The organism is Amycolatopsis sp. NPDC001319, assembly GCF_042896185.1.
Lineage (GTDB): Bacteria > Actinomycetota > Actinomycetes > Mycobacteriales > Pseudonocardiaceae > Amycolatopsis.
Genome location: NZ_JBIAWY010000018.1, coordinates 170,782 through 195,539 on the forward strand (window position 1 = coordinate 170,782; position 24,758 = coordinate 195,539).

28 protein-coding genes are annotated in these 24,758 nt (G+C 71.1%); 20 read left to right on the forward strand and 8 right to left on the reverse strand.

What is annotated here, in order from left to right:
- Positions 1–60: 60 nt before the first annotated feature.
- The 3 genes from ACFY1H_RS44180 (at position 61) to ACFY1H_RS44190 (ending at position 2,992) form a co-directional block, all read left to right on the forward strand.
- Complete coding sequence (locus ACFY1H_RS44180) at positions 61–1,305, forward strand: aminotransferase class I/II-fold pyridoxal phosphate-dependent enzyme (protein WP_386956065.1); 1,245 nt, start codon at positions 61–63, stop codon at positions 1,303–1,305.
- Between the two features lie 80 nt (positions 1,306–1,385).
- On the forward strand, positions 1,386–2,492 hold the full coding sequence (locus ACFY1H_RS44185) for an FAD-dependent monooxygenase (RefSeq protein ID WP_386956066.1): 1,107 nt from the start codon (positions 1,386–1,388) through the stop codon (positions 2,490–2,492).
- A gap of 41 nt (positions 2,493–2,533) precedes the next feature.
- The gene (locus ACFY1H_RS44190) at positions 2,534–2,992 is read left to right on the forward strand and encodes a YbjQ family protein (RefSeq protein ID WP_386956067.1); all 459 of its coding nucleotides are present in this window, start codon (positions 2,534–2,536) and stop codon (positions 2,990–2,992) included.
- Positions 2,993–3,184: 192 nt separating this feature from the next.
- Here the strand turns inward: ACFY1H_RS44190 and ACFY1H_RS44195 are convergent, their stop codons facing one another.
- Positions 3,185–4,981, reverse strand: coding sequence for an AMP-dependent synthetase/ligase (locus tag ACFY1H_RS44195; protein ID WP_386956068.1), 1,797 nt, complete (start codon positions 4,979–4,981; stop codon positions 3,185–3,187).
- Between the two features lie 114 nt (positions 4,982–5,095).
- Here ACFY1H_RS44195 and ACFY1H_RS44200 point away from each other — a divergent pair, with 114 nt between their 5' ends.
- The 6 genes from ACFY1H_RS44200 to ACFY1H_RS44225 are packed head-to-tail and all read left to right on the forward strand — an operon-like array spanning position 5,096 to position 9,402.
- Positions 5,096–5,524 carry a polyketide cyclase / dehydrase and lipid transport gene (locus ACFY1H_RS44200; protein WP_366583512.1) on the forward strand — a complete coding sequence of 143 codons (429 nt, stop codon included), beginning with the start codon at positions 5,096–5,098 and terminating at the stop codon, positions 5,522–5,524.
- Positions 5,525–5,533: 9 nt separating this feature from the next.
- The gene (locus ACFY1H_RS44205; protein ID WP_386956069.1) at positions 5,534–6,328 is read left to right on the forward strand and encodes a metallophosphoesterase; all 795 of its coding nucleotides are present in this window, start codon (positions 5,534–5,536) and stop codon (positions 6,326–6,328) included.
- Between the two features lie 27 nt (positions 6,329–6,355).
- Positions 6,356–6,793, forward strand: coding sequence for an SRPBCC family protein (locus ACFY1H_RS44210; RefSeq protein ID WP_366583510.1), 438 nt, complete (start codon positions 6,356–6,358; stop codon positions 6,791–6,793).
- A gap of 6 nt (positions 6,794–6,799) precedes the next feature.
- Complete coding sequence (locus ACFY1H_RS44215; RefSeq protein WP_386956070.1) at positions 6,800–7,960, forward strand: ArsA family ATPase; 1,161 nt, start codon at positions 6,800–6,802, stop codon at positions 7,958–7,960.
- Complete coding sequence (locus ACFY1H_RS44220) at positions 7,957–8,433, forward strand: hypothetical protein (protein WP_366583508.1); 477 nt, start codon at positions 7,957–7,959, stop codon at positions 8,431–8,433. Before ACFY1H_RS44215 ends, ACFY1H_RS44220 begins: the two co-directional genes overlap by 4 nt.
- A 15-nt stretch (positions 8,434–8,448) precedes the next feature.
- Positions 8,449–9,402 carry an ROK family protein gene (locus ACFY1H_RS44225; protein ID WP_285974727.1) on the forward strand — a complete coding sequence of 318 codons (954 nt, stop codon included), beginning with the start codon at positions 8,449–8,451 and terminating at the stop codon, positions 9,400–9,402.
- A gap of 108 nt (positions 9,403–9,510) precedes the next feature.
- On the opposite strand, the gene ACFY1H_RS44230 is transcribed toward ACFY1H_RS44225, so the two are convergent.
- Both ACFY1H_RS44230 and ACFY1H_RS44235 read right to left on the reverse strand, forming a co-directional pair.
- On the reverse strand, positions 9,511–9,828 hold the full coding sequence (locus ACFY1H_RS44230) for a DUF397 domain-containing protein (RefSeq protein ID WP_366583507.1): 318 nt from the start codon (positions 9,826–9,828) through the stop codon (positions 9,511–9,513).
- Positions 9,825–10,664, reverse strand: coding sequence for a helix-turn-helix transcriptional regulator (locus ACFY1H_RS44235; RefSeq protein WP_366583506.1), 840 nt, complete (start codon positions 10,662–10,664; stop codon positions 9,825–9,827). The genes ACFY1H_RS44230 and ACFY1H_RS44235 overlap by 4 nt, the downstream gene beginning before the upstream one ends.
- A gap of 130 nt (positions 10,665–10,794) precedes the next feature.
- Here ACFY1H_RS44235 and ACFY1H_RS44240 point away from each other — a divergent pair, with 130 nt between their 5' ends.
- From ACFY1H_RS44240 to ACFY1H_RS44250, 3 genes are all read left to right on the forward strand, one after another.
- Positions 10,795–11,058, forward strand: a complete 264-nt coding sequence (locus ACFY1H_RS44240; RefSeq protein WP_386956071.1) for a zinc finger protein — start codon at positions 10,795–10,797, stop codon at positions 11,056–11,058.
- Between the two features lie 209 nt (positions 11,059–11,267).
- Complete coding sequence (locus tag ACFY1H_RS44245) at positions 11,268–11,471, forward strand: hypothetical protein (RefSeq protein ID WP_386956072.1); 204 nt, start codon at positions 11,268–11,270, stop codon at positions 11,469–11,471.
- 60 nt (positions 11,472–11,531) lie between these two features.
- Positions 11,532–12,398 (forward strand): NUDIX domain-containing protein, encoded by an 867-nt coding sequence (locus ACFY1H_RS44250; RefSeq protein WP_386956074.1) that lies wholly within the window; start codon positions 11,532–11,534, stop codon positions 12,396–12,398.
- Here the strand turns inward: ACFY1H_RS44250 and ACFY1H_RS44255 are convergent.
- Genes ACFY1H_RS44255 through ACFY1H_RS44265 form a run of 3 tightly spaced genes read right to left on the reverse strand, consistent with a single transcriptional unit; the run spans position 12,395 to position 14,836 of the window.
- Positions 12,395–13,531 (reverse strand): glutamate--cysteine ligase, encoded by a 1,137-nt coding sequence (locus ACFY1H_RS44255; RefSeq protein ID WP_366583502.1) that lies wholly within the window; start codon positions 13,529–13,531, stop codon positions 12,395–12,397. The two genes, ACFY1H_RS44250 and ACFY1H_RS44255, sit on opposite strands and share 4 nt — an antisense overlap.
- Positions 13,532–13,541: 10 nt before the next feature.
- The gene (locus ACFY1H_RS44260; protein ID WP_366583501.1) at positions 13,542–14,072 is read right to left on the reverse strand and encodes a hypothetical protein; all 531 of its coding nucleotides are present in this window, start codon (positions 14,070–14,072) and stop codon (positions 13,542–13,544) included.
- The gene (locus ACFY1H_RS44265; protein WP_386956088.1) at positions 14,072–14,836 is read right to left on the reverse strand and encodes an alpha/beta hydrolase; all 765 of its coding nucleotides are present in this window, start codon (positions 14,834–14,836) and stop codon (positions 14,072–14,074) included. Before ACFY1H_RS44265 ends, ACFY1H_RS44260 begins: the two co-directional genes overlap by 1 nt.
- Before the next feature lie 221 nt (positions 14,837–15,057).
- Between ACFY1H_RS44265 and ACFY1H_RS44270 the strand changes: the two genes are divergently transcribed.
- The 3 genes from ACFY1H_RS44270 to ACFY1H_RS44280 are packed head-to-tail and all read left to right on the forward strand — an operon-like array spanning position 15,058 to position 17,318.
- Complete coding sequence (locus ACFY1H_RS44270; RefSeq protein ID WP_366583500.1) at positions 15,058–15,819, forward strand: lysophospholipid acyltransferase family protein; 762 nt, start codon at positions 15,058–15,060, stop codon at positions 15,817–15,819.
- Positions 15,820–15,836: 17 nt separating this feature from the next.
- Positions 15,837–16,325: a polyadenylate-specific 3'-exoribonuclease AS gene (locus tag ACFY1H_RS44275; RefSeq protein WP_366583499.1), complete on the forward strand. Its 489-nt coding sequence runs from the start codon at positions 15,837–15,839 to the stop codon at positions 16,323–16,325.
- Positions 16,326–16,379: 54 nt separating this feature from the next.
- The gene (locus ACFY1H_RS44280; protein WP_386956075.1) at positions 16,380–17,318 is read left to right on the forward strand and encodes a S41 family peptidase; all 939 of its coding nucleotides are present in this window, start codon (positions 16,380–16,382) and stop codon (positions 17,316–17,318) included.
- A 2-nt stretch (positions 17,319–17,320) separates the two neighbouring features.
- Here the strand turns inward: ACFY1H_RS44280 and ACFY1H_RS44285 are convergent, their stop codons facing one another.
- Positions 17,321–18,412 (reverse strand): 3-deoxy-7-phosphoheptulonate synthase, encoded by a 1,092-nt coding sequence (locus ACFY1H_RS44285; RefSeq protein ID WP_386956076.1) that lies wholly within the window; start codon positions 18,410–18,412, stop codon positions 17,321–17,323.
- A 294-nt stretch (positions 18,413–18,706) separates the two neighbouring features.
- On the opposite strand from ACFY1H_RS44285, the gene ACFY1H_RS44290 reads away from it, so the two are divergent.
- Positions 18,707–19,732 carry a 6-phosphofructokinase gene (locus tag ACFY1H_RS44290; RefSeq protein WP_366583496.1) on the forward strand — a complete coding sequence of 342 codons (1,026 nt, stop codon included), beginning with the start codon at positions 18,707–18,709 and terminating at the stop codon, positions 19,730–19,732.
- 91 nt (positions 19,733–19,823) lie between these two features.
- Positions 19,824–21,104, forward strand: coding sequence for a S41 family peptidase (locus ACFY1H_RS44295; RefSeq protein ID WP_386956077.1), 1,281 nt, complete (start codon positions 19,824–19,826; stop codon positions 21,102–21,104).
- Here the strand turns inward: ACFY1H_RS44295 and ACFY1H_RS44300 are convergent.
- On the reverse strand, positions 21,101–21,856 hold the full coding sequence (locus ACFY1H_RS44300) for an antibiotic biosynthesis monooxygenase (protein ID WP_366583494.1): 756 nt from the start codon (positions 21,854–21,856) through the stop codon (positions 21,101–21,103). The genes ACFY1H_RS44295 and ACFY1H_RS44300 overlap by 4 nt on opposite strands.
- 70 nt (positions 21,857–21,926) lie before the next feature.
- Between ACFY1H_RS44300 and ACFY1H_RS44305 the strand changes: the two genes are divergently transcribed.
- The 3 genes from ACFY1H_RS44305 to ACFY1H_RS44315 all read left to right on the forward strand — a co-directional run bounded on the left by ACFY1H_RS44305 (position 21,927) and on the right by ACFY1H_RS44315 (position 24,495).
- Positions 21,927–22,268: a winged helix-turn-helix transcriptional regulator gene (locus ACFY1H_RS44305; RefSeq protein ID WP_386956079.1), complete on the forward strand. Its 342-nt coding sequence runs from the start codon at positions 21,927–21,929 to the stop codon at positions 22,266–22,268.
- A 218-nt stretch (positions 22,269–22,486) separates the two neighbouring features.
- The gene (locus tag ACFY1H_RS44310; protein ID WP_386956080.1) at positions 22,487–23,719 is read left to right on the forward strand and encodes a glycoside hydrolase family 18 protein; all 1,233 of its coding nucleotides are present in this window, start codon (positions 22,487–22,489) and stop codon (positions 23,717–23,719) included.
- A 110-nt stretch (positions 23,720–23,829) separates the two neighbouring features.
- Positions 23,830–24,495, forward strand: a complete 666-nt coding sequence (locus ACFY1H_RS44315) for a DUF2461 domain-containing protein (protein ID WP_386956081.1) — start codon at positions 23,830–23,832, stop codon at positions 24,493–24,495.
- Positions 24,496–24,758: the final 263 nt, after the last annotated feature.

A 24,758-nucleotide genomic window follows, 5' to 3' on the forward strand; every position in this document is an offset into this window, starting at 1 on the left:
GTAGACCCTGGACAGGGGGTCACCCGAAATGGTATCGACGCGCGGTTTAGCGTTGAGCCCATGACCACTGCTCCCGTCGACGTCGACACCGCCCGTCGCGACTACGCGGCGCTCGTCGAGCGCGGCCTCTCCCTGGACATCACCCGCGGCAAGCCGTCCCCCCGGCAGCTCGACCTCTCCGCGGACCTGCTCACGCTGCCGAACGGCGAGTACAAGGCCGAAGACGGCACCGACACGCGCAACTACGGCGGCCTCAAGGGCCTGACCGAGCTGCGCCGGATCTTCGCCGGCGCGCTGCAGGTCCCCGTCGACCAGCTGCTCGCGGCCGGCAACTCGAGCCTCGAGCTGATGCACGACGCCGTGGTGCAGGCGCTGCTGAGCACCCTGCCGGGCGGTGAGCGCCGCTGGGCAGACGAGCCGCGCGTCGCGATGCTGTGCCCGGTGCCGGGCTACGACCGCCACTTCGCGCTCGCCGAGCGCTTCGGCATCGAGCTGATCCAGGTCCCGATGACCGACGAGGGCCCGGACATGGACGTGGTCGAGCGTCTCGTGGCCGAGGACGCCGGCATCAAGGGCATCTGGTGCGTGCCCAAGTACTCGAACCCGACCGGCGTCACCTTCTCCGACGAGGTCGCCCGCCGCCTGGCCGCGATGCCCACGGCCGCGCCGGACTTCCGCATCTTCTGGGACAACGCCTACGCCGTGCACCACCTCACGGACACCGAGGTCGAGGTCGCCGACATCCTGGCGCTGTGCGCCGAGGCCGGCAACGCCGACCGCGCGTTCGTGTTCGGCTCCACCTCGAAGATCACGCTCGCCGGCTCCGGCGTCGGGTTCTTCGGGTCGTCGGCGGCCAACATCGCGTGGTGGTCGGGTGTGCTGGCCAAGCGCACGATCGGCCCGGACAAGGTCAACCAGCTGCGGCACGCGATGTTCCTCAAGGACGCCGACGGCGTGCGCGCCCACATGCGCAAGCACGCGGAGATCATCGCGCCGAAGTTCGCGGCCGTCGACCGCATCCTCACCGAGGAGCTGGGCGGCTCGGGCCTGGCCGCCTGGACCAAGCCGACCGGCGGGTACTTCATCTCGCTGACCGTGCCCGAGGGCACCGCCAAGGAGATCGTGCGCCTGGCCAAGGAAGCCGGCGTCGCCCTGACCCCGGCCGGGGCCACGCACCCGTACGGCGACGACCCGAAGGACGCGACCATCCGCATCGCGCCGACCTTCCCGGTTCTCGAAGAGGTCGAGGAAGCCGTGCGCGCGCTCGTCGTCTGCCTGCGCCTCGCCGTCGCCCAGACCGCCTGAGCCACCCGCGCCCCGCTTTCGTGTCACCGCCGCCCGGTACGGTCGGCGGTGGCACGGACTCGGGCACTGGGGGGATTTCGATGCGCGTTCTCATCGCCGGCGGTGGCGTCGCGGGCACGGTCACGGCGATGGCGCTGCAGCGCGCCGGCCACGAACCCGTGGTCTTCGAGGCCTATCCCTCCGGAGGAGCCGACGCCGGCGCGTTCCTCACGGTGATGCACAACGGCATGGACGCGCTGAAGGTGATCGACGCCGACGGCCCCGTGAACGACGTGTCGTTCGCCGCCCTCGGTGTCGAGCTGGTCGGGCCGGACGGCACGTCGATGGGCACGCGCGAGTTCGACACCGGTGAGCTCGCCGGGCCGCGCACGCTCACCCGCGCCGCGTTCTACCGCGCGCTGCAGGAGGAAGCCGGCCGCCGCGGGATCACCGTGGAGCACGGCCGCCGCCTCGTCTCCGCCGAAACCACTGCTCAAGGCGTCGTCGCCACCTTCGCCGACGGCTCCACCGCGACCGGCGACGTGCTCGTGGGCGCCGACGGCGTGCGCTCCGAGGTCCGCACCCTCATCGACCCGGACGCCGACCGCCCCCGCTTCACCGGCCTCACCGTGGTCTACGGCTACACCCGCGCCGAGGGCCTGCCCGCCGCGCCCGGCGTCTACCGCATGATCCGCGGCACCCGCGCCGCCTTCGGCTTCACCACCGCGCCCGACGGCGCCACCTTCTGGTTCGCTCGCATCCCCGACACCGAACGCCCGCGCGACGAGATCGCGGCGGTGACCCCGGACGGCTGGCGCGAGTTCGCCCACGCGGCCTTCGACGGCGACCCGCTGCCGTGCGCCGACATCGTGGCCGCGACCGGCGAAGACGTCTTCGGTGGCCACTCGTACGACGTGCCCACCACCCGCGTCTGGTCCACCGGCACGATGGTGCTCGTCGGCGACGCGGCCCACGCGGCTTCCCCGGCCGCCGGGCAGGGCGCGTCGATGGCGCTGGAGGACAGCGTGGTGCTCGCGCTGTGCCTGCGCGACCTGCCCGACGCGCCGTCCGCGTTCGCCGCCTACGAGAAGCTGCGGCGCACCCGCGTGGAGAAACTGGTGGCGACGAGCGCGGGTCACGACGTCGGCGAGAAGCCCGGCTGGCTGTACCACCACCACATCGACTGGAACGAGCGAATCACAGGCTGATTCGCGAGTGCGCGGCGCCGCCGGTGGCTACGATCCGGCGCATGACCCAACCCGCACCCCCCATGCAGTTCCCGATCATGCTGTCCACGATGAACGATCTGCCCGGCTATCGCGTCGTTCGCGTGTTCGGCGAGGTTTTCGGCCTCACCGTGCGCAGCCGCAACATGTTCTCCAACCTCGGTGCCGGCTTCAAGGCCATGGCGGGCGGTGAGCTCAAGGGCCTGTCCAAGCTGCTGTCCGACTCCCGCTACGAGGCGCTGGGCCGCCTTTCGCAGGAAGCCATGGCGCACGGGGCCAACGCCGTGCTCGCGCTGCGCTTCGACTGCAACGAGATCGCCCAGACCGCCAGCGAGATCGCCGCCTACGGCACCGCCGTCTACGTGGTCCCCGACGGCGCGCCGCAGCAGCCCGGCCAGCAGCAGGCCCAGCACGCCCCGCAGCAACCCCAAGGCCAGCCCCAGTACCAGCAGCAACAGCAGCAGGGCTACCCGCAGAGCTGACCCCCGAGAACCCCGCCGCGGCGTTGGTTGCTTCACCGCACCGCGACGGTCTCGACCACTGACCAAGCCTCACCAGCGAGATCGCGCCGGCTTCCGGATTGGGCGGTGCGATCGGCCCCGGCCGATCCGACCGCACAATCCGGAAGCCGGCTCAAAGGCGATCTCGCACGCCCGGCGGAGCCGGGGCCGAAATTACCGCTTGTAGAGGGCCTCGATGTCGGACGCGTAGTTCTTGTTCACCACGTTGCGCTTGAGCTTCAGCGAGGGCGTGATCTCGCCGCTCGCCTCGGTGAAGTCCTTGGCCAGCACGGTGAACTTCTTGATCGCCTCGGCGTGGGAGACCTGCTTGTTGGCCTCGTCGACCGCCGTCTGGATCTCCTTGAGCAGGTCCTCGTCGGCCGCCAGGTCGGAGACGGTGGCCTGCGCGGGCTTGCCGTGCTGGGTCTTCCAGGACGGGAAGAACTCCTCGTCGATGGTGACCAGCGCGGCGATGAACGGCCGCTGGTCGCCGACCACCATGGCCTGGCTGATCAGCGGCGACGCCTTCATCGTGTCCTCGAGGCCCGACGGCGCGACGTTCTTGCCGCCGGCCGTCACGATGATCTCCTTCTTGCGGCCGGTGATCTTGAGGAAGCCCTCGTCGTCGAGCTCGCCCAGGTCGCCGGTGTGGAACCAGCCGTCGGTGAGCGACTCGGCGGTCGCGGTGGCGTTGTTGTAGTACGCGCCGAACACGACGTTGCCCTTGAGCAGGATCTCGCCGTCGTCGGCGATGCGCACCGAAGTGCCCGCCACGGGCTTGCCGACCGTGCCGACGCGGAACGCGGTCTTGGTGTTCACGTTGGCCGCCGCCGAGGTCTCGGTGAGACCGTAGCCCTCGAACACGGGCACACCGATGCCGCGGAAGAAGTGGGCCAGCCGCCCGCCGAGCGGGGCGCCGCCCGACACCGCGGCGACGCACCGGCCGCCCAGGGCCGCGCGCAGCTTGCTGTACACGAGCTTGTCGAACACCAGGTGCTTGGCCCGCAGGCCGAACGCGACGCTGCCCTTGTCCACGGCGTGGCTGTAGTCGACCGCGGTCGCCTCGGCCGCGTCGAAGATCTTGCCCTTGCCCTCGCTGTGGGCCTTCTGCTTGGCCGAGTTGTAGACCTTCTCGAACACGCGCGGCACGGCGACCACGAACGTCGGCCGGAACGTGCCGAGGTCCGCGACGAGGTTCTTCACGTCCGGTGTGTGGCCCAGCGTCACGCGGGCCGACAGCGCGGTCACGGCGATCGCGCGGGCCAGGATGTGGGCCAGCGGCAGGAAGCACAGCAGCGAGTTGCCCTGCTCCATGAGCTCGGGGAACGCCTCGATGTCGGCGCGGATCTCGGCCAGCAGGTTGCGGTGCGTCAGCTCGACGCCCTTGGGCCGGCCCGTGGTGCCCGAGGTGTAGACGATCGTGGCCAGCTCGCCCGCGCCGACCTCGCGGCGGCGCGCGTGCAGGTCGTCGTCGGTGACCTCGGCGCCCAGCGCGGTCAGCTCGTCGACCGCGGGGGAGGCGCCTTCGATCTGCCAGGTGTGCTGCAGGGTGATGAGCCGGTCTCGGATCGCGTCCACGGACTCGCGGTGCGTGTCGGTCTCCACCAGCACGGCTTTGGCGGCCGAGTCGGACAGGATCCAGTGCACCTGCTCGGGTGACGACGTCTCGTAGATCGGGACGGTGACCGCGCCCGCGGCCCAGATCGCGAAGTCGATCAGCGTCCACTCGTAGCGGGTCTTCGACATGAGCGCGACGCGGTCGCCGTGGCCGATGCCGGCGGCGATCAGGCCTTTGGCGACGGCCGCGACCTGGTCGGCGAAGTCCTTGGCCGTCACGTCCAGCCAGGTGCCCTCGACCTGCCGGCGGAAGCTCACGACGTCGGAGAACCGCTCGGCGTTCGCCCAGACGACGTCGGCCAGGTTCTCGTCGTCGGTCACCGGCTTCCCGGCGGGGGCGCTGTATTCGCGCACGTGGACCTCCGTGTTCGACGCGTGCGGTGTTACCCGCCGGTCAACTTAGCTTGCCGTAGACCTTAAGACCACGCCGCGCCGACCCGCCGGACGAGGTCGTGACATTCTGCGCCTGTGAACCCCGGACCACCCGCTCTCGATCTCGTGGACGAGACCTTCATCGTGGTACCGCCGAGCACGATCGCCGCCGCGTTCGCCGACCCGGCCGCCTGGCGGCGGTACTGGCCGGACCTGTCACTTCAGGTGTACACCGACCGTGGCGACAAGGGTTTGCGCTGGACCGTGACGGGTGCGCTCGTCGGTACGATGGAGGTCTGGCTGGAACCCGTGCTCGACGGCACCGTGCTGCACTACTTCCTGCGCGCGACGCCCTCCCGACCCGGCGGTGCGCCGCGGACCCTGACTCCGCGTGAGCTGCGCCGGGAGTTCGACCGGCGGGCCCGCGCGGCGAAGCACCTCGCACTGGAGCTCAAGCACGTCCTCGAGGACGGGCGCGAACCCGGGATCCCGCCTCGGGCCGAAGACCTCGGGACCACTGACTAGGAGGGTCTTGTGCGGGTTCACGTCGTTTCGGACGTGCACGGCAACGCCGACGCGCTGAAGCGGGCGGGTGAGGGAGCCGACGCGCTGGTCGTGCTCGGCGACCTGCTGGACTTCGTCGACTACCGCGAGCACGAGAAGGGCATCATGGGCGCCCTGTTCGGTGCGGACAAGGTCGCGCAGTTCGCGCGCCTGCGCCGCGAGGGCACCCGCGACGAGACGGTCGCCTACTCGCGCACGCTGTGGGCCACGCTCGACGACCCGGCCGCGGCCGTCGACGAGGCCGTGCGCGAGCAGTACGCCACGCTCTTCGCCTCGATGACCGCGCCGACCTACGCCACGCCCGGCAACGTCGACTCGCCCGCGCTGTGGCCCGAGTTCGTCGGCGACGGTGTGCAAGTGCTCGACGGCGAGGTCACCACCATCGGCGGCCTGCGGTTCGGGTTCGTCGGCGGAGCGGTGCTGCCCGAAGGCGTGGTGCCGCGGCCGCGCAAGGGTGCCGCCTGGCGGCCCTACCTGCGGGCCCGCGAGGAGTTCGACGAGGGCGTGGCCAAGCTGTCGGACGTCGACGTGCTCTGCACGCACATCCCGCCGGCCGTGGCCGAGCTGACGTACGACGTGGTCGCGCGGCGCGCCGAGCTGGGCTCGCAGGCGCTGCTGGAGCTCATCCGAGAGCAGCGGCCACGCTGGTCGGTGTTCGGCCACGTGCACCAGCCGCTGGCCTCTCGGCGGCGGCTCGGTCACACCGAGTGTCGTAACGTGGGTCACTTCAAGGAGACCGGGCAGCCCTACGTGCTGCGCTGGTGACGTGGCTCTCCGGCTACGCTTCGTCCCATGGCCGAGCAGTCCACGCAGTCCATCGAGGTCGACGCCGAGCCCCAACGGGTGATGACGGTGATCGCCGACTTCCCCGCGTACCCGGAGTGGGCGAAGGCCGTCCAGGAGGTCGAGGTGCTGGGCACCGACGACGCCGGACGGGCCAAGCAGGTGAAGCTGACCCTGGACGCCGGGCCGATCAAGGACGTCTACACGCTCGAGTACGACTGGGACACGAGCGGGCTCGGCGTGAGCTGGCACCTGGTCAAGGGCCAGATGCAGAAGGCGCAGAACGGCCGCTACGCGCTCGAAGCGCTGCGTGACGGGCGCACGAAGGTCACCTACACGCTCTCGGTGGAGCTGGCGCTGCCGATGATCGGCCTGCTCCGGCGCAAGGCCGAGAAGATGGTGATGGACACGGCGCTCAAGGAGCTGAAGCGACGGGCCGAAGGCTAGGGCGACATGCGGATCCTGCTGTTCACCGGCAAGGGGGGTGTCGGGAAGACCACGCTCGCCGCGGCCACCGCCACCGCGCTCGCCGGGCGCGGCAGGAAGACCCTCGTGGTGTCCACCGACCCGGCGCACTCGCTCGGCGACGCGTTCGGCGCGGCGCTGGGCCCGGAACCGTCCGAAGTGGACGTCCGCGGCGACGGCTCACCGGCCGGCCTGTGGGCCGCCCAGGTCGACTCCCGCGTGCTGGCCGACCGGACGTGGCCCGAGCTGCGCGACCAGCTGCGCACGCTGCTGGCCGGCGCCGGGCTCGACGCACTCGACGCCGAGGAGCTGACCGTGCTCCCGGGCGTCGACGAGCTGCTCGCCCTCGGCGAGGTGCAGCGCCTTGCCGGGCACGGGCCGTGGGAGACGGTGGTGGTCGACTGCGGTCCGACCGCCGAGACGCTGCGTCTGCTGGCGTTGCCCGAGGCCGTCGCGGGCTACCTGAACAAGGCCTACGGCCGCCGCGGCCGCGTCGCCGGGTCCGTGCGGCGCCTGGCCGCGCACCTGGACTCGCTGCGTGAGCTGCTGACCGACCGGTCCGTGACCACCGTGCGGCTGGTGCTCACACCGGAGCGCATGGTCGTCGCCGAGGCCCGTCGCACGCTCACGTCGCTGGCCCTGCGCGGCATCGCCGTCGACGGCCTGATCGCCAACCGCCTGATGCCCGCGCCCGGGTTCTGGCGGGGTTCGGCCGCCACCTGGCTGCGCACGCGGCGCGCCCAGCAGGACGCCGTGCTGGCCGAGCTCGCGGGCGCCGGGTTCGGGCCGGCCGACCTCGCGCGCGTCGAGCACCGGGCGAGCGAGCCGGTGGGCGCCGAGGCGCTCGCCGAGCTGGCGCGCGAGCTCTACGGCACGCGGGATCCCTTGTCCGGCACGGGAAAGCCCGTCACGCCGCTGCTGCAGGTCACGCCGGAGGCCGACGGCTTCCGGCTGCGCATCGCGATCCCGCTGCAGCAGGAGTCCGACGTGGACCTCGCCCGCGTCGACGACGACCTGGCGATCACCGTCGACGGCTTCCGCCGGCTGATCGCCCTGCCGGAGACGCTGCGGCCGTGCCGGATCACCGGCGCCGAGTCCGATGCGAATGGTCTGGTCATCAGCCTGGCCGGGAACCGGGGTCGCTCGTGAGCCAAGAGGACGAGCCCGGGTACGCGGCCGAAGGCCTGCGGCTGGCCGAGGAGATCCGCCTGCTCGTGGAGCTGGTGGTGGAGCGGGCCGCGCCGTGGCTGGAAGGCCTGATGGCCGCCGGGCACGGCCGCGACGAGGTCCACGAGCCGTCCCACGACAGCGAGCCGGGTGCTGCGGGGGTGTCCGGGACTTCGGGGTGCGGCTGGTGCCCGTTGTGTGCGATCGTCGCCGTCGTGCGAGGTGAACGGCCGGAGTTCGCCGCCCGGCTGCTGGAGCAGGCGGCGCAGCTGGTGGCGTTGCTGCGGGCGGTGCTCGCGGACCGCTGGGAGCCCGACGAGGGTGTGCACATGCCGGGTTTCCGGCCCGCGCCCCGACCTGCGCCCAGCCCCGCGGACGACCCGGGAGCCGCCGCCCGGGTGCAGCACATCGCCGTCCGCAAGCGGGAAGACTGGCGGCCGGAGCGGGAGAACTGAGTGCTGACGATAGGGGTGGACGTCGGCGGCACGAGTGTGCGCGCCGGTGTGGTGGACGAGCGGGGATCGCTCCTGGACACCGCACGCGTCGGGACACCGAGTGAAGAGAACGCCCTCGAAGACGCCATTGCCGGCGTCGTCGAGGACCTGCGCAACCGCCACGACGTCGCGGCCGTGGGCCTGGCGGTAGCCGGGTTCGTGGCGCGCGACCGCCGGTCGGTGATGTTCGCGCCGCACCTCGCGTGGCGCGACGCGCCGGTGGCCGACCGCATCGAGAAGCGCGTGGGCCTGCCGGTGACGCTGGAGCACGACGTGAACTCGGCCGTCGTCGGCGAGCACCGCTTCGGCGCGGCCCGCGGCGCGCAGGTGGCGGCGCTGGTCGCGCTCGGCACCGGCATCGGCGCCGGGCTGCTGCTCGACGGCGAGATCTACCGCGGCGCCTACGGCGTCGCCCCCGAGCTGGGCCACCTCACCGTGGTGCCGGGCGGGCGCGCGTGCCCGTGCGGCAAGTACGGCTGCTGGGAGCGCTACTGCAGCGGCACGGCGCTGGCCGCCACCGCCGTGGAGCTGCTCGCGCGCTACCCAGGCCGCTCGACGGTGCTTTCGCGCGAGGTCGCGGGCGACCCGGGCTCGGTCACGGGCCGCCGCGTCGCCGGCGCCGCCCGCGACGGCGACCCCATCGCGTTGCGCGCGATGGCCGAGCTGGCCAAGTGGCTCGGCGAAGGGTTGGCGCTGGTCGCGGACGTGTTCGACCCCGAGATCATCGTGATCGGCGGCGGCGTGTCCGAGTCGGCGCCGCTGTTCCTCGACGAGGCCCGCGAGCACTACGCAGGCGCCATCACCGGCGCGCGCTACCGCCCGCTGGCCCGCATCCGCACCGCCCACCTGGGCGACGACACCGCCATCGTCGGCGCCGCGGCCCTGGCCCTCGACGCGGCCAAGGCGCCGGTCGCCGAGGTCGCCGGCTGACGCTGTCGCCGGCTGACGCTGTCGCCGGCTGACGCTGACGTTCCCTGGACGCGGAAGTGCCCCAGCACCGTCGGGATGCTGGGGCACTTCCACCGCAAACCGCAACGGTCAGAGGCGTTCCAGGAACGCCCGCCACGCCTCCCCGGCGATCAGCAGGGAGCCGCCCTCGCGGTCCTTGGAATCGCGTACACCGGCCTCTTCGGAAAGCGTGCAGACCTCGACACACTGACCTTGCTGGCCGCTGTAGGACGACGTCCGCCAGACACCGTTCAGGAACGCCCGCCAGGCGTTCCCGCCGATCAGCAGGGAGCCGCCGTCACGGTCCTTGGAGTCGCGCACACCGGCTTCCTCGGAGCGCGTGCGTACCTCAACACACTCGCCCTGGCTGCCGCTGTAGGACGACGTCCGCCAAGCACCTTCGTTCATCCCGTTCGCTCCAACTCATCCGCGATTTTCGCGATGGCTCGCACCGAAGCGACTGCGCCCATCGCGTCACGACGAATCCTCTCCGCCGCTTCGACGTAGTCTTTCACGTCGCGGGTGTTGGTCAGGGTCGTCGAAGAGCGGTACTGCTCGACATGGACCACCGTCGTCGAATCCGAGCGGATGAGGTCAAAGCCGCCTTCCCGCGCCGGGTGATAGCCCAGCCGGAATGGCAGCAGCTGAATCGAGATGTGGGAAAGCTCGGCTATCTCGCAGAGATCGCGTAGCTGCCTCACCGCAACATCGGGCGGGCATGCCGGGTACCGGATCGCCTGCTCGCCGATGACAGTTTCGTACCGCGCGCTGCCGTCGAGATGCCTCCGCCGTCGTGCTGCTCGCAGTTCGAGCTTGCCATCGATCTCGGCTTCCGGCATGTCACCGTCGACCATCATCACGCGGGTGTACTCCGGGATCTGTAATGGTCCGGGAATCAGCGACGGCTGATACGAGAAGATGTCATTCGCGACCGATTCGTACTCGGTGACCACCACCAGGTCCCGGGCGATGCCGGGGATCAGCCAGTTCGGGTCGGTTCCGTCGCGGAAGAGGCGAAGCGCCTGGCTGGTCTCCTCGCTCGTGGCGCCGGTGACCGTCAAGGTTCGCTCCAGCTCGGCTTGTTCCTCGAAGCCGAGTTCTCCGCGCTCACGGCGCGAGATGTGTGAGTGCGAGCGGTTCACCAACTCGGCCACTTGCGGCTGAGTGAGACCGGCGCGCTTGCGAATCTTGCGCAACAGGACGCCGAGTTCGACCTGCCGGGGTGTCGCACGTGTGCTGGGCATGCACAAACCCTATCAGTACATGTGCACCCCGTTCGGGTGTATTCAATCATCAGTCCTTGCAAGTTGTGCATGCACAGAAGAAACTCGTCACGAGCAAAGAATTGGTGGTCGATCAGCTGGGGAGGGCTCCATGTACGTGTGGCAGCAAGCGGAAGGACAGCGTCACGCGAGAGCGGCCGTGCACCTCGGCTCGCTCGATGCCGGGGCGACGTTCGTGGCCTTGTGCGGCTCGGAGCCGACCGTCGGGGAGCACGACATCCACAGCCCCGGCAAACCCTGGCTCGACCCGACTTGCCCGCCGTGCGACGCGGCTTTCCGTCGCGCGCTGGGGATTCCGGACGCGCGCCCGGATGTCGCGTCGCGCCCGGCCGGACTCTCGAAAGCGCGGGGCTGACCATGACCGCACGACTCCGCCTCGCGGGCGAGGGCCCGCAGGACGATCCCGGTGCTGCCGCGCCTGACGCCACGCGAACCTCCCCGTCCGCACCACCTGGGGACGCCTCGACCCCTGTCGCCACGTCGGGTGGCGGCAGGGCCACCGCGTCCCGGGGCACTCGTGAACCCCGGCCGGGTGCCCCGGGACTCACCGCCGGTGACCAGCGCGTGCTGCAGGAACTCCTGGACACGGCCGACTCCGTGACCTACGGCCTGTCGATCCGCCTGGCCGGGGTGGTCTTCCGGATCCGGGAGAACCAGCCACCGAGCCGGCTCGAACTGGAGCTGCTGCGCAAGCGCGCGAACCGGCTGAAGGACAGCCTCGACGCCTGCACGGCGTTCGTCGCGGAACGGCTCGGCGAACGCGGCTGACGATCACAGTCCTGCACCAGGAGGCTGCGTCCGGCGGGCTTCCTGTGGAAGGCTGGCCGGGTGACGCCGATGACCGCCAACCGCTTCGTGCGGTGTTCGTGCGGACGGCTGCACTGGGGTGCGCACGGCGCGGCCGGGCTGCTCCTGTCCGATCCCGCCCGCGGGGTTCTCCTTCAGCGGCGGGCCTGGTGGGTGCACAACGGCGGCACCTGGGCCCTGCCCGGCGGCGCGCTGGAGACGGGCGAGACCGTGCGCGAGGCGGCGGCCCGCGAGGCGTGGGAAGAGGCCGATGTGCCGAAGACGGCGTTCCGTGCGCTGTCGGCGTCGGTGCTCGACCACGGGACCTGGCGCTACACCACCGTGCTCGGCGTGGCCGACGGTTCGCTCGACGCGCGCGTGGCCAACCAGGAGAGCGCCGAGCTGCGCTGGGTCGCGCCCGAGGACGTGGCCGAGCTGCCGTTGCACCGCGACTTCGCCGAGTCTTGGCCGGGGCTGCGTGAACAGCTCGGCCGTGAGGTCGTGCTGGTCGTCGACGGCGCCAACGTGGTGGGCTCCCGGCCCGACGGCTGGTGGCGCGACCGCCGCGGCGCGGCCGAACGCCTGCGCGACCGGCTGGCGAAGCTGGCCGAGCGGGGGATCGCCGACGCGATCGCGGGCATCGGCGCCGGGCCGGCGTGGGAGTGGTGGCCGCGGGTGGTCCTCGTCGTCGAAGGGCAGGCGCGCGGCGTCGATCCGGTCACCGGCGTGGAGATCGCGACGGCTCCGGCCGACGGCGACTCGCACATCGTCGAGGTCACCGCGCGGGCCCGGCCGGGCGACCACGTCGTGGTGGTCACGGCCGACCGCGAGCTGCGGTCCCGGGTCACCGCGCTGGGCGCGTCGATCATGGGCCCGGGCACGCTGCTGCGCGAACTGGACGCCGGCTAGCGCGCGATCCCGTCGCGCATCTCCGCGACCAGCGAAGCGACCACGGCTTTGAGAGAACCGTTGTGCTGCTTGGCCACCGCGCGCTGGCGCCGGTAGCTCGGGCCGTACTTCAGGATCGTCTCGACGTCGCGCAGTTCGGCCGCACAGCCGAGCCGTCGCGCGACGGGTTCGAGTTTCTCCAGCAGGTCGGTGAGGTCGTCGGTGACGAGCCGTTCGCGGCCGGCGGCGTCGAGGATGATGATCGCGTCCGTGCCGTAGCGGGCGGCGCGCCACTTGTTCTCCTGCACGTGCCACGGCGGCAACGTCGGGAGCCGCTCGCCGTGGTCGAGGCGCGTGCTGAAGTCCTCGACGAGACACTGCGTGAGCGCCGCGATCGCGCCGACCTCCTCCAGCGTCGGCAGGCCGTCGCACACGCGCATCTCGATCGTGCCGAAGTGCGGCGCGGGCCGGATGTCCCAGCGGATCTCGGAGAAGTGGTCGATCACGCCGGTGGTGAACATGTCGTCGACGTAGTGCTCCAGCTCGGCCCAGTCGCGGAACTGGAACGGCAGCCCGGCGGTGGGCAGCTGCTGGAACATCAGCGCGCGGTTCGACGCGTAGCCGGTGTCCTCCGCGCCCCAGTACGGCGAGGACGCCGAAAGCGCCTGCAGGTGCGGCGCGTAGTTGAGCAGCGCGTCGAGCACCGGCAGCACCTTGTCGCGGTGGTCGAGGCCGACGTGCACGTGGACGCCGTAGATCAGCATCTGCCGGCCCCACCACTGGGTGCGGTCGATGAGCTTGGCGTAGCGCGCCTTGTCGGTCACCTTCTGCCGGTACCAGTTGGAGAACGGGTGCGTGCCCGCCGAGAACAGCTCCACGCCCAGCGGGTCGGTGACCTTGTGCACGACGTCGAGCGACTCGGCCAGATCGGCCTTCACCTCGGCGACGGTGGAGCAGACGCCGCTGATCACCTCGATGGTGTTGAGCAGCAGCTCCTGCTTGATCTTGGGGTGCTCGTCGGCGCCGTCGGGGCGCACCGCGTCGAGGATCCGTTCCGCGACCGAGGCCAGCTCGCCGCTGCGCCGGTCCACCAGGGCCAGCTCCCACTCCGCGCCGATCGTCGAACGCCGCGAAGGACTGAAGTCGATCCGCATACCCGCCCGGTCAGACCTGGGCGCCGTTGGTCGGGTCGGCACCCGGCGGCGGGCCCTGGCGCACCCGCAGCAGCAGGAGCGCGATGGCCGTGGCGAGCGCGAGGATGCCCAGCGGCGTCGCCAGCGCGGGCCCGACGCCGATCAGGTTCGGCACGATCAGCAGCAGCAACCCGACCACGAAGAACAGCAGCACCACGAACGCGCCCTTGCGCGGACGCGGCAGCGGCGGCGGCTCCGGCGGCACGAAGTGCTCGTCGTCCTCGGCCGGGTCGTCGCTGAACATCGTGGCGTCCCACGTGGTGCCGCCGGTGCGCCAGTTGTCGGCCTCGGGTGCCTTCTCGGGCTTGTCGGGCTTCGGGTCGGTCTTGGCGACCGGCGGCGGGGACGGGTCGCCGGCCTGTTCGCCCGCCGTGTCGTCGGCGAGCTCGAGCGCGTCCTCTTCGAGGAACAGACCCACGCCCTCGGCACGCAGGTCGGCCACGATCTCGGCGAACGTGGCGTCGACGTCCTCGGGCCCGTCCGTGCCTTTCCCCCGGGTCATCAGGCACCCACCTGTCCCGCCCGCAGCGCCCGGGCGAAGTCGACACTGCGGCTGAAGATCAGTTCCGCGTCGTTGTCCTGAGTCGCGACGTGGAAGCTGTTCTCGAGCACCACCTCGGTCACGTCCGTGCTGGCGACGCCGGCCAGCACGATCCGCGAGTTCTCGGGCTCCACCACGTGGTCGACGCGGGAGTGGAGCAGCAGCACCGGCTGCGTGACCTTGCCCAGGTCGGCGCGCACGATCTTCCACAGGCGCGCCAGGCTCGCGGCGGCGCGCACCGGCGTGCGCGGGTAGGCCAGCTCCGTGACGCCGGGCTTGGCGATGTCGTTGGCGATCGCGGGGATCGACGGGATCACGCGCGCGAGCAGCGGCAGCACCTTCGCGTCGGCGCTCAGCCGCGTGACCGACGGGTTGACCAGCACGATCCCGGCGATCCGGTCGCCGAACTCCTCGGCCAGCCGCAGCGTGAGCGTGCCACCCATCGACAACCCGCCGACGAACACGGTGTCGTTTTCGGCCAGCAGGGCGAGCAGCTCTTCGCGGACGGCGCCGTACCAGTCTTCCCACGTGGTCCGGTTCAGGTCCTGCCAGCGCGTGCCGTGGCCCGGCAGTAGCGGGCAGCGCACGCTGAACCCGGCCTCGGCCAGGTGGTCGCCCCAGGCCCGCAGGCCGGCCGGCGTCCCGGTGAAGCCGTGGCACAGCAGGAACCCGGCCCCGGAGGAACCGGTGTGGGCGAACGGTTCCGCGCCGGCGAGCACGCCCATGACGAACGCCCTTCCGATCGAAGCGGTGTAGGTCTTCCATGCTCTCACGGTCGAGTGGTCTTGTGGGGCCCCGGCCGGTGCCCGGAACTGCCTGGTACCGCTGTGAGATCGATCGCTGCCACCCAGTAGCGGCTCGTCCCGCATTGTGCGCGCACCTGGAGGTTTCGTAGGCTTGACCACTGGGAACTCGGACGTCGAGCCTCGGGAAGGACTAGAGCGCGGTGCTGTACTGGCTCATGAAGTTCGTGTTCATCGGACCACTGCTCAAGACGCTGTGGCCGACGAAGGTCGTCGGCGCCGAAAACATCCCGGAGGACGGCGGCGCGATCCTCGCCGGCAACCACCTGGCCGTGGCCGACTCCTTTTTCATGCCGCTGCGCGTGAAGCGCAAGGTCACGTTCCCGGCGAAGTCGGAGTACTTCACCGAGCCGGGCTTCAAGGGCCTGCTCAAGAAGTGGTTCTTCACCGGCGTCGGCCAGTTCCCCATCGACCGCTCCAGCGGCAACGCGGCGCAGGCCGCGCTCGACACCGCCATCCGCCTCGTGAAGCAGGGCCACCTGCTCGGCATCTACCCCGAGGGCACGCGCTCGCCCGACGGCCGCCTGTACAAGGGCAAGACCGGCGTCGCCCGCATCGCGCTGGAGTCGAAGGGCGTGGTCGTGCCCGTCGCCATGGTCGGCACGGACAAGGTCAACCCGATCGGCTCCAAGATGTGGTGGCCCCGCCGCCTCGAGATCCGCTTCGGCGCGCCGCTCGACTTTTCCCGCTACGACGGCCTGGCCGGCGACCGCTTCATCGAGCGTTCGATCACCGACGAGATCATGTACGCCCTGATGGAACTCTCGGGCCAGGAGTACGTGGACATCTACGCGGCGAAGGCCAAGGAGCTGCTCGCCGCCGAGGCCGCGGGCGCCAAGCCGAAGGTGCCTGCACAGCCGTCGGGCCGCGACGCCGACCGGGTCCCGGAGACCAAGGCCGGCTAGGCCACTAGAGTTCACCGGTGCGTTTTTTCTACGACACCGAGTTCATCGAGGACGGCGTGACGATCGACCTGGTTTCGATCGGTGTCGTTGACGAGCGCGGCCGCGAGTTCTACGCCGTGTCGACCGACTTCGACCCCGCCAAAGCGGGCCCGTGGGTGCGCGACAACGTGCTGCCCAAGCTGCCCTCGCCCGCGGACCAGGCGTGGCGCAGCCGTTCCCAGATCCGCACCGACCTGCTCGAGTTCTTCGGCAAGCCCCCGGGCGGCATCGAACTGTGGGCCTGGTTCGCCGCCTACGACCACGTCGCGCTCGCCCAGCTGTGGGGCCCCATGCCGGCGTTGCCGCGCCAACTGCCCCGCTTCACCCGTGACCTGCGCCAACGCTGGGAAGACGCGGGCAAACCGAAGCTGCCTTTGGCGCCCACGGATCAGCACGACGCGCTTGCCGACGCGAAACACAACCTGCAACGCTGGGAAGTGATCGAGCCGGCGTTCCGGCGCCGCTGAGTTTTCTTCCTGGGGGAGTTCTGGGTGCGTCGGGTTCTTGCTGGGCTCGTGGTCTTGGTTCTCGTACTCGGCCTGGCCACCGCCGCGACGGCCCCGCCACCGAACCCGGCACGCGACTACCTGCTCAACGCCATCGGCCTGCTCCGCGCTCACTCGATCGACCGGGACTCCGTCGACTGGCCGGCTGCGGAAGCCGACGCCCTGCGCCGAATCGCGGGCGTGACGGAGCCGGCGGGCACGTACTCGGCGATCCGCAACGTGATCGCCGAGCTGGGCAATCACCACACCAGCTTGGTCGGCCCGGCGCAGGCCGTGCCCGCGCCACCGGCGACTGTCGCCGTCCCGAGCAGCCGCACCGACGGTGACGTGGCCGTGCTGACGGTGCCCGAGTTCCACCTGAACCCGGCCGCGGAAGGCCGTTATGTCGCCGCGGGGGTGGCCGCTCTCCGCTCCGCCGACGCGAGCCACCCGTGCGGCTGGATCGTCGACCTGCGCGACAACGGCGGCGGCGACATGCACCCGATGCTCACCGTCGTCGCCCCACTGCTCGACGACGGCATGCTGGGCTCCTTCGCGGGCCCGGACGGCTCGACCCCCTGGACCCTGCACGCCGGCCGCATCACCATCGGCACGGCGCCGGTAGCCGAAACCAACCCGTTGCGCCTGGCCAACCCCAAGCCACCCGTCGCCGTCCTCACCTCGGCCCGCACCGGCAGCTCCGGCGAAGCGACCCTCATCGCCTTCCGCGGCCTCGCCCGCGCACGGACCTTCGGCCAGCCCACCGCGGGCTTCGCGACCGGCAACGCGGTGTTTCCGCTGAGCGACGGCGCCCAACTGCTGATCACGTCGGTCGTGGACGTCGACCGGACCGGCCGCGCCTACAGCAACACCCCCATCGAACCCGACCACCCACTACCCGCGACCGCGACCACCGACGAGGTGATCGCGGCCGCGTCAGCGTGGCTCCACACTCAACCCGGCTGCGCGAACTGACTTCAGCGCCGAGCCCGCACCGCACCAGCCAACGTGTCCAGCAGATCCGCCGTCGTGTCCCAGTCGAGGCACGCGTCGGTGATCGACTGGCCGTACGTGAGCTCCGAAGCGTGCCCCAGCACCAGCTTCTGGGCGCCCGCCGTCAGGAAGCTCTCCATCATCAGCCCGACGATCCCGCGTTCGCCCGAGGCGATCCGGTCGGCCAGCTCCAGCACGACCTCGCGGGAGCGGACGTGGTCCTTGTTGCTGTTGCCGTGGCTCGCGTCGATGATCACGCGCTCCGGCAGGCCCGACTTGGCGAGCCGGCCGAGGGTTTCGGTGACCGAGGCGGCGTCGTAGTTCGGGCCCTGGGAGCTGCCGCGCAGGATGACGTGGCAGTCGGGGTTGCCGGAGGTGGTCAGCAGCGCCGCGAGGCCGTCGGTGTTGATGCCCGGGAACACGTGCGACGCGGCGGCCGCGCGGGTGGCGTCCACCGCCACCTGGATGTCGCCCTCCACGGAGTTCTTGATGCCCACCGGCATCGACAGCGCGCTGCACATCTGGCGGTGCACCTGGCTCGCCGCCGTGCGCGCGCCGATGGAGCCCCACGTGACGATGTCGGCGATGAACTGCGGCGTGATCGGGTCCAGGAACTCGCAGCCCACCGGCAGGCCGAGCGCCGACACGTCGAGCAGCAGCTTGCGGGCCAGGCGCAGGCCCTTGTTGACGGCGAAGGTGCCGTCGAGGTCGGGGTCGTTGATCAGGCCCTTCCAGCCCAGCGTGGTGCGCGGCTTCTCGAAGTACACGCGCATCACGATGTGCAGGTCGGCGCGCAGTTCTTCGGCCTTGGCGGCCAGCTTGTTTGCGTACTCGATCGCGGCTTCCGGGTCGTGGACCGAGCACGGGCCCACGACCACGGCGAGGCGGTCGTCGCGGCCGTCGAGGATGTCGACGGTCTCGGTGCGGCCGGCGTGCACGACCTTCGCCACGGCGGCGTCCACGGGATGGTCTTCGCGCAGTAAGGCGGGGGAGATCAGCGGGCTGATCGACGTGGTGCGCTGGTTGTCGAGGGTGCTCGCGTCGGCGGGCCCGGCGGTCAGCTGCGGGGTGGTCACGGCGGGTGGGTTCCTTCCTGGTGGACACCGACCCGCGGGAACTCGCCGAGCCGGTTTTCGAATCCGGCTCGGGGTGGGGGCTCAGCGCAGGTTCACGCCGCCGTGCCCACCCGGGGCCGGCTTCGTAAACCAGAAATAGCGCTGCACGCCGATCAAGTTAGCACACGCGGCCGCCGCCGGGGCGCGAGGACCGATTCGCCAGGTGGTACGCCCTGCACCGATCCAGACGATTGCCGCTACTCTGGCGGCGAAATGTGACTGCGATCTCCAACGTGACGAAGACGGAGGCAAGAGATGCGTGTCGGTGTGCTGACGGGTGGCGGTGACTGCCCGGGCCTGAACGCGGTGATCCGCGCGGTGGTCCGCAAGGGCATCGAGGTGCACGGCTGGGACTTCACGGGCTTCCGCAACGGGTGGCAGGGGCCGCTCACGGGCGAGAGCAAGCCGCTGGGCCTGCGCGACGTCGAGGACATCCTCACGCGCGGCGGCACGATCCTGCGCTCGTCGCGGACCAACCCGTACAAGGTCGAGGGCGGCGTCGAGAAGATCAAGGCCGTGCTCGCCGAGCAGGAGATCGACGCGCTGATCGCGATCGGCGGCGAGGACACCCTCGGCGTCGCGAAGCGCCTCACCGACGACGGCATCGGCGTCGTCGGCGTGCCCAAGACGATCGACAACGACCTGGGCGCCACCGACTACACGTTCGGCTTCGACACCGCCGTCTCCATCGCCACCGAGGCGATCGACCGGCTCCACACCACGGCCGAGTCGCACCACCGCGCGCTGGTCGTGGAGGTCATGGGCCGCCACGCCGGCTGGATCGCCCTGCACTCGGGCCTCGCCGGCGGCGCCAGCGTGATCCTGGTGCCGGAGCGCCACTTCTCCGTGGACCAGGTCGTGGAGTGGGTCGAGCGCCGCTTCGAGAACGAGTACGCGCCGATCATCGTCGTCGCCGAGGGCGCGCTGCCCGAGGGCGGCGAGGAGAAGCTGGTCACGGGCGAGAAGGACGCCTTCGGGCACGTCCGCCTCGGCGGCATCGGCACCTGGCTGGCCGACGAGATCGCCCACCGCACCGGCAAGGAGTCGCGCGCGGTCGTGCTGGGCCACGTGCAGCGCGGCGGCACCCCGACCGCGTACGACCGCGTGCTCGCGACCCGCTTCGGCCTGCACGCCGTGGACGCGGTGGCCGACGGCGACTTCGGCGTGATGGTGGCGCTGAAGGGCACCGACATCGTGCGCGTGAAGCTGTCCGAGGCGACCGCCGAGCTGAAGACGGTGCCGCTGGAGCGTTACGAAGAGGCCGAAGTCTTCTTCGGCTGAGTCGTTCCGCGCCGGGTGGGGCCAGCCCCACCCGGCGTGCGGGGGTACGCGGGATTCCCGGTCGCGGTTGTGGATCATTACGGTCGCTGCCATGCGCATTCTCTTGGCGGGCTTGGCTTTTCTCTCGGCCGTGGTGGTTCCCTCGTCCGCTGTGGACGGTGTGTGGCGGACCGAGGGCTACGGGCAGCTCGTGCGGATCTCGGGCGGCCGGCTGACCACCTACGACGTCACTGCGGTCAGCTGCCTGCCGGGCTCCCTGACCGGAACCGGAGACGGGACGACGTTCGCCACGAACGAAGGCACCGTCGCGACCGTCCGAGGCGGCACGCTGAGCTTCGACGGCGACCTGGGTGTCCGGTCGCTGCACCGCGTGCCAGGCGGGCTGCCCGCTGCGTGTTCGGCGCCGCCGGACCGGAGTCCGCTGGCCACGTTCGACGTTTTCTGGCACACGTACGCCGAGAACTACCCGTTCTTCGCGGCCAAGGGCGTCGACTGGCCGGCTCAGGGGAGAGCGGCCCGCGCCGAGGTCGCCGCGCACCCGGACCGGCTGTACGACGTCCTTTGTGGACTGATCACACCGCTGCACGACGCGCACGTCGGCCTGCTCACGCCGGATCGCCGCTGCACCTCGACGCGGCCGGGCACGCCGGACCCGTCGATCATCCCGCGGGCGGTCGCCGTCACGGATGCCGCTCTCGGCGTTCCGGCGCGGAGCTGGGCGGAGGGCGCGATCACGTACGCGGAACTGCCGGGCGGCGTCGGTTATCTGCGGATCACGGGTTTCCAGGGCTACACGGACACCTTCGCCGGCGACCGGCAGGTCCTGTCCGCCGCGCTGGACGAGATCTTCACCCCGTCGCGGGTCCGGTCGCTGCGCGGACTGGTGCTGGACCTGCGCGCGAACGGCGGTGGCGCCGACCCCCTGGGCCTGGACGTCGCGGCGCGGTTGACCGACACACCGCACTTCGCCTACGCCAAGCGCGCCCGCGACGGTGCCGGTTTCACCGTTCCCCAGCCGGTTTTCGTGCACCCGTCAACCGGACCGCACTACACCGGTCCGCTCGCCGTCCTCGTGGGGAGCCTCGACGTGTCGGCGGGGGAGACCTTCACCCAGGCCCTGCTCAACCGCACGCCCCGGCCGGTGCTGATCGGCGAGAACACCCAGGGCGTCTACTCCGACACCATGGACCGCACCCTGCCCCAGCCGGGCTGGACGGCCGTCGTGCCCAACGAGGAGTACCTCGACCCGCACGGGCGCACGTACGACGGTGCCGGCATCGCGCCGGACATCCGCACGCCGGTGTTCACGCCCGCCGAGCTCGCGGCCGGCAGAGACACCGCCCTGGCCACGGCTCGGCGGCTACTCGGCTAGGACCCTTGCCACGGCGGCATCGTCCAGTCCCAGTGCGGTACCGGTTCGTCCGTCGCCGGTTCGGCGCCGGGCGCGGAGAACAGGACGGCCAGCCGGCTGCCCCACTCCAGGTACCCGGCGAACGCGGCGCGGAACTCCGGGTCGGCGGGCAGGCCGGTCTCGTCGGCGGCGTCGAGCAGCAGCGAAACCCACCGGCGGCGCTGCTCCTCGGTGATCCCGCGGCCGAGGTGCCGGCCGATCATGTGCGGGTGCCCGCCGTGCTGGGCGGTGTAGTCGGCCGGGCCGCCGAGCACCTCGCCGAGCCAGACCGCGACGTGCTCGGCGTGGTGGGCGTCCATGCCGCGGAACACCGGTTCCAGCAGCGGGTCTTCGGGCACGCGCCGGTAGAAGGCCTCGGTCAGGCGCCCGAGCGCGGGGGCGCCGCCGGCCCATTCGTACAGCGTGGGCGGGCGCGGGCCGCTGACGGCCGTCGGCTCGTAGTGGCGCATCTCGTCGAGGTCGCCGACGTAGTCGCGGATCGCCGCGAAGAACGGCGGGAAGTGCGGGCCGCGGCGGAAGCCTTCGAGGTGCGCCTCGGCCGAGGTCCAGCGGATCGCGAGCACGTAGCGCGTAGGGTCTTCGACGCAGCGGCTGAGGTCGTAGCCGACGCACTGGGGCGCCTTCTCGAGCGAGCCGGCCGCGTCGGCGTACGCGGCCTCGAACGCCGCCGCACGGTCGGGCGGGATGGTGTAGCGCAGGTATTCCACAATCATGTGGCCAGCAGAGCGCACCCGGCGCGGGCGGGCAACCACGTACTTTCCAGTGCGTAGCGAGGAGGCCGTGATGGCGGGCAGGCGGTACTGGTGCCCGGTGGAGCTCACCGTCGACGTCATCGGCGGCCGCTGGAAGCCGGTGATCCTCGCGCACCTCAAGGAGGGCGTGCACCGCTACGGCGAGCTGCGCCGCCGCATGCCGGGCATCAGCGAGAAGATGCTCACCCAGCAGCTCCGCGAGCTCACCGCCGACGGCCTCGTGCACCGCCAGTCCGTCGACGGCCGCGTCCCCCACGTCGAATACCGCCTCACCGCGGACGGCGAAGCCCTCGGCCCGGCGCTCACCGCCCTGTACGCCTGGGGCGAACGCCGTGCGGCGGCCGTGGGGATCACGTTCGAGACGCCTGCCTGACGAGTCCGGCTCGGCCGCCGCACAGACCGCCAGACGCAGGTGGTCGCCGCACCGTCACCAGGTCGTCCTCGCTCCGCGCGTGATCGACATCAGTGGTCGAATTGTCCGGTTGATTCCCTGGACTGGACCATTGACCTATTGGTCTAGTCCACTTACGGTGTGAGAGTCCCCACTGTCCCCGTTCGGTCACCTGGTGTGACTCCCCGAAGGGAGCCGGCATGCCCCGTCCGCGCAGGAAGAGCTTCTTGGCGCTCGTCAGCCTGGCCAGCGCCGCACTCGCCTTGGCGGCCGTGGCCGCCCCTGTGTCCACCGCCGCCACAGCAGCGCCGGCCGCCCCGCAGGCGTCGGTCGGGAAGGTGGTCGGCTACTTCACCGAGTGGGGTGTGTACGACCGCAACTACCACGTGAAGAACGTCGAGACCTCCGGCTCCGCCGCGAAGCTCACGCACATCAACTACGCGTTCGGCAACGTCACCAACGGCGGCTGCGCCATGGTCGACACCTACGCCGACTACCAGAAGACCTACGACGCCGCGGGCAGTGTCGACGGCGTCGCGGACACGTGGGACCAGCCGCTCGCGGGCAACTTCAACCAGTTGAAGAAGCTCAAGGCCAAGCATCCCGGCCTCAAGGTGCTGTGGTCGTTCGGCGGCTGGACCCTGTCCGGCGGCTTCGCCCAGGCCGCGCAGAACCCCACCGCGTTCGCGAACTCCTGCTACAACCTCGTGAACGACCCGCGCTGGGCCGGCGTGTTCGACGGCATCGACATCGACTGGGAGTACCCGAACGCCTGCGGCTTGAGCTGCGACTCCAGCGGTCCGGCCGCGTTCAGGAACCTGATGTCCGCGCTGCGCGCCAAGTTCGGCTCGTCGAAGCTCGTCACCGCGGCGATCACGGCCGACGGCACCAACGGCGGCAAGATCGACGCCGCCGACTACGCGGGCGCCGCGCAGTACGTGAACTGGTACAACGTGATGACCTACGACTACTTCGGCGCGTTCGCGGCACAGGGCCCGACGGCTCCGCACTCGCCGCTGACCTCCTACGCCGGCATCCCCACCGCCGGCTTCTACTCCGACGCGGCGATCCAGAAGCTGAAGAGCAAGGGCGTGCCGGCGTCGAAGCTGTTGCTGGGCATCGGGTTCTACGGCCGCGGCTGGACCGGCGTCACCCAGAGCGCACCCGGCGGCACGGCCACCGGCCCGGCGAAGGGCAAGTTCGAGGACGGCATCGAGGACTACAAGGTCCTGAAGTCGAGCTGCCCGTCGACCGGCACGATCGCGGGCACCGCGTACGCCAAGTGCGGGTCGAACTGGTGGAGCTACGACACCCCGTCGACGATCGGCGGCAAGATCAGCTACGCGAAGCAGCAGGGCCTCGGCGGCGCCATGGTGTGGGAGCTGTCCGGTGACACGGCCAACGGCGAGCTGGTGACGGCCGTCGCGAAGTGATCGCTTCCGGTGCGGCCGGCGGCGCAGGGGCGCGCCGGCCGCACCGGGTCCCCAGGCACCGACCCGCTCCGGCGGAGAAACTGTCGGTGGGGCGGATTATCGTGCTGGGAGTGAAGTTCACGGGATTCGGTGAGTACGCCGTCGATTTCTACGACGGGCTCGAGGCCGACAACTCCAAGTCCTATTGGGACCAGCACGTCGCCACCTACAAGTCCGACGTGCGCGAGCCGATGGAGGCCCTGCTCAAGGAGCTGGAGCCGGAGTTCGGCGAGGGTTTCGGCGAGGGCAAGGTGTTCCGGCCCTACCGCGACGTGCGCTTCGCGAAGGACAAGACCCCGTACAAGACGCACTGCGGCGGCGTCATCGAGTCGGGCCGCGGCGGCGGCGCCTACTACGTCGAGCTGAGCCCCGCGGGCCTGCGCGTCGGCGGCGGCTGCTTCCACCTCGCCTCCGACCAGATCGCCCGCTTCCGCACGGCCGTCGACACGGAGCTCCACGGCCCCGCCCTGGAACAGATCCTGGCCAAACTCGAGCGCGCCGGCTTCGACATCCTCGGCGACCGCCTCAAGTCCCGCCCCCGCGGCTTCGCCGAGGACCACCCCCGCCTCGACCTGCTGCGCTACCGCTCCGTGTACGCCGCCCGCTCCTGGGAACCCGCCGACTTCCTCCACGAACGCGAGGCCTTCGACCGCGTCCGCAAGTCCTGGCGCCGGCTGCGCGCCTTCAACGAGTGGGCCCGCGACCACGTCGGGCCGAGCGAACAGCCGCGCCGCTAGCCCCGGTCAACGGGGGAGCGAACTGCCGGACCGGAGGGGCGGTGCGCGGAACGGCCACGCGACCTCTCGGGCGGCCGCCCAACGTCGGTTCGGGCTGCCGGCTCCGAAGTTGCCGGCGTTGGGAGGTTTTGGGCCGCCGAGCCGGGCTTATGACGAACAGGCGCGCCGCTAGGTGTATTTGGCCAGGACGTTGGTAGCGGAAGGTTCTGGTTGACGTGGGGAGAACCTCCGGTTGAGGTGTGGCTTGTCTAGGACCCACGTCA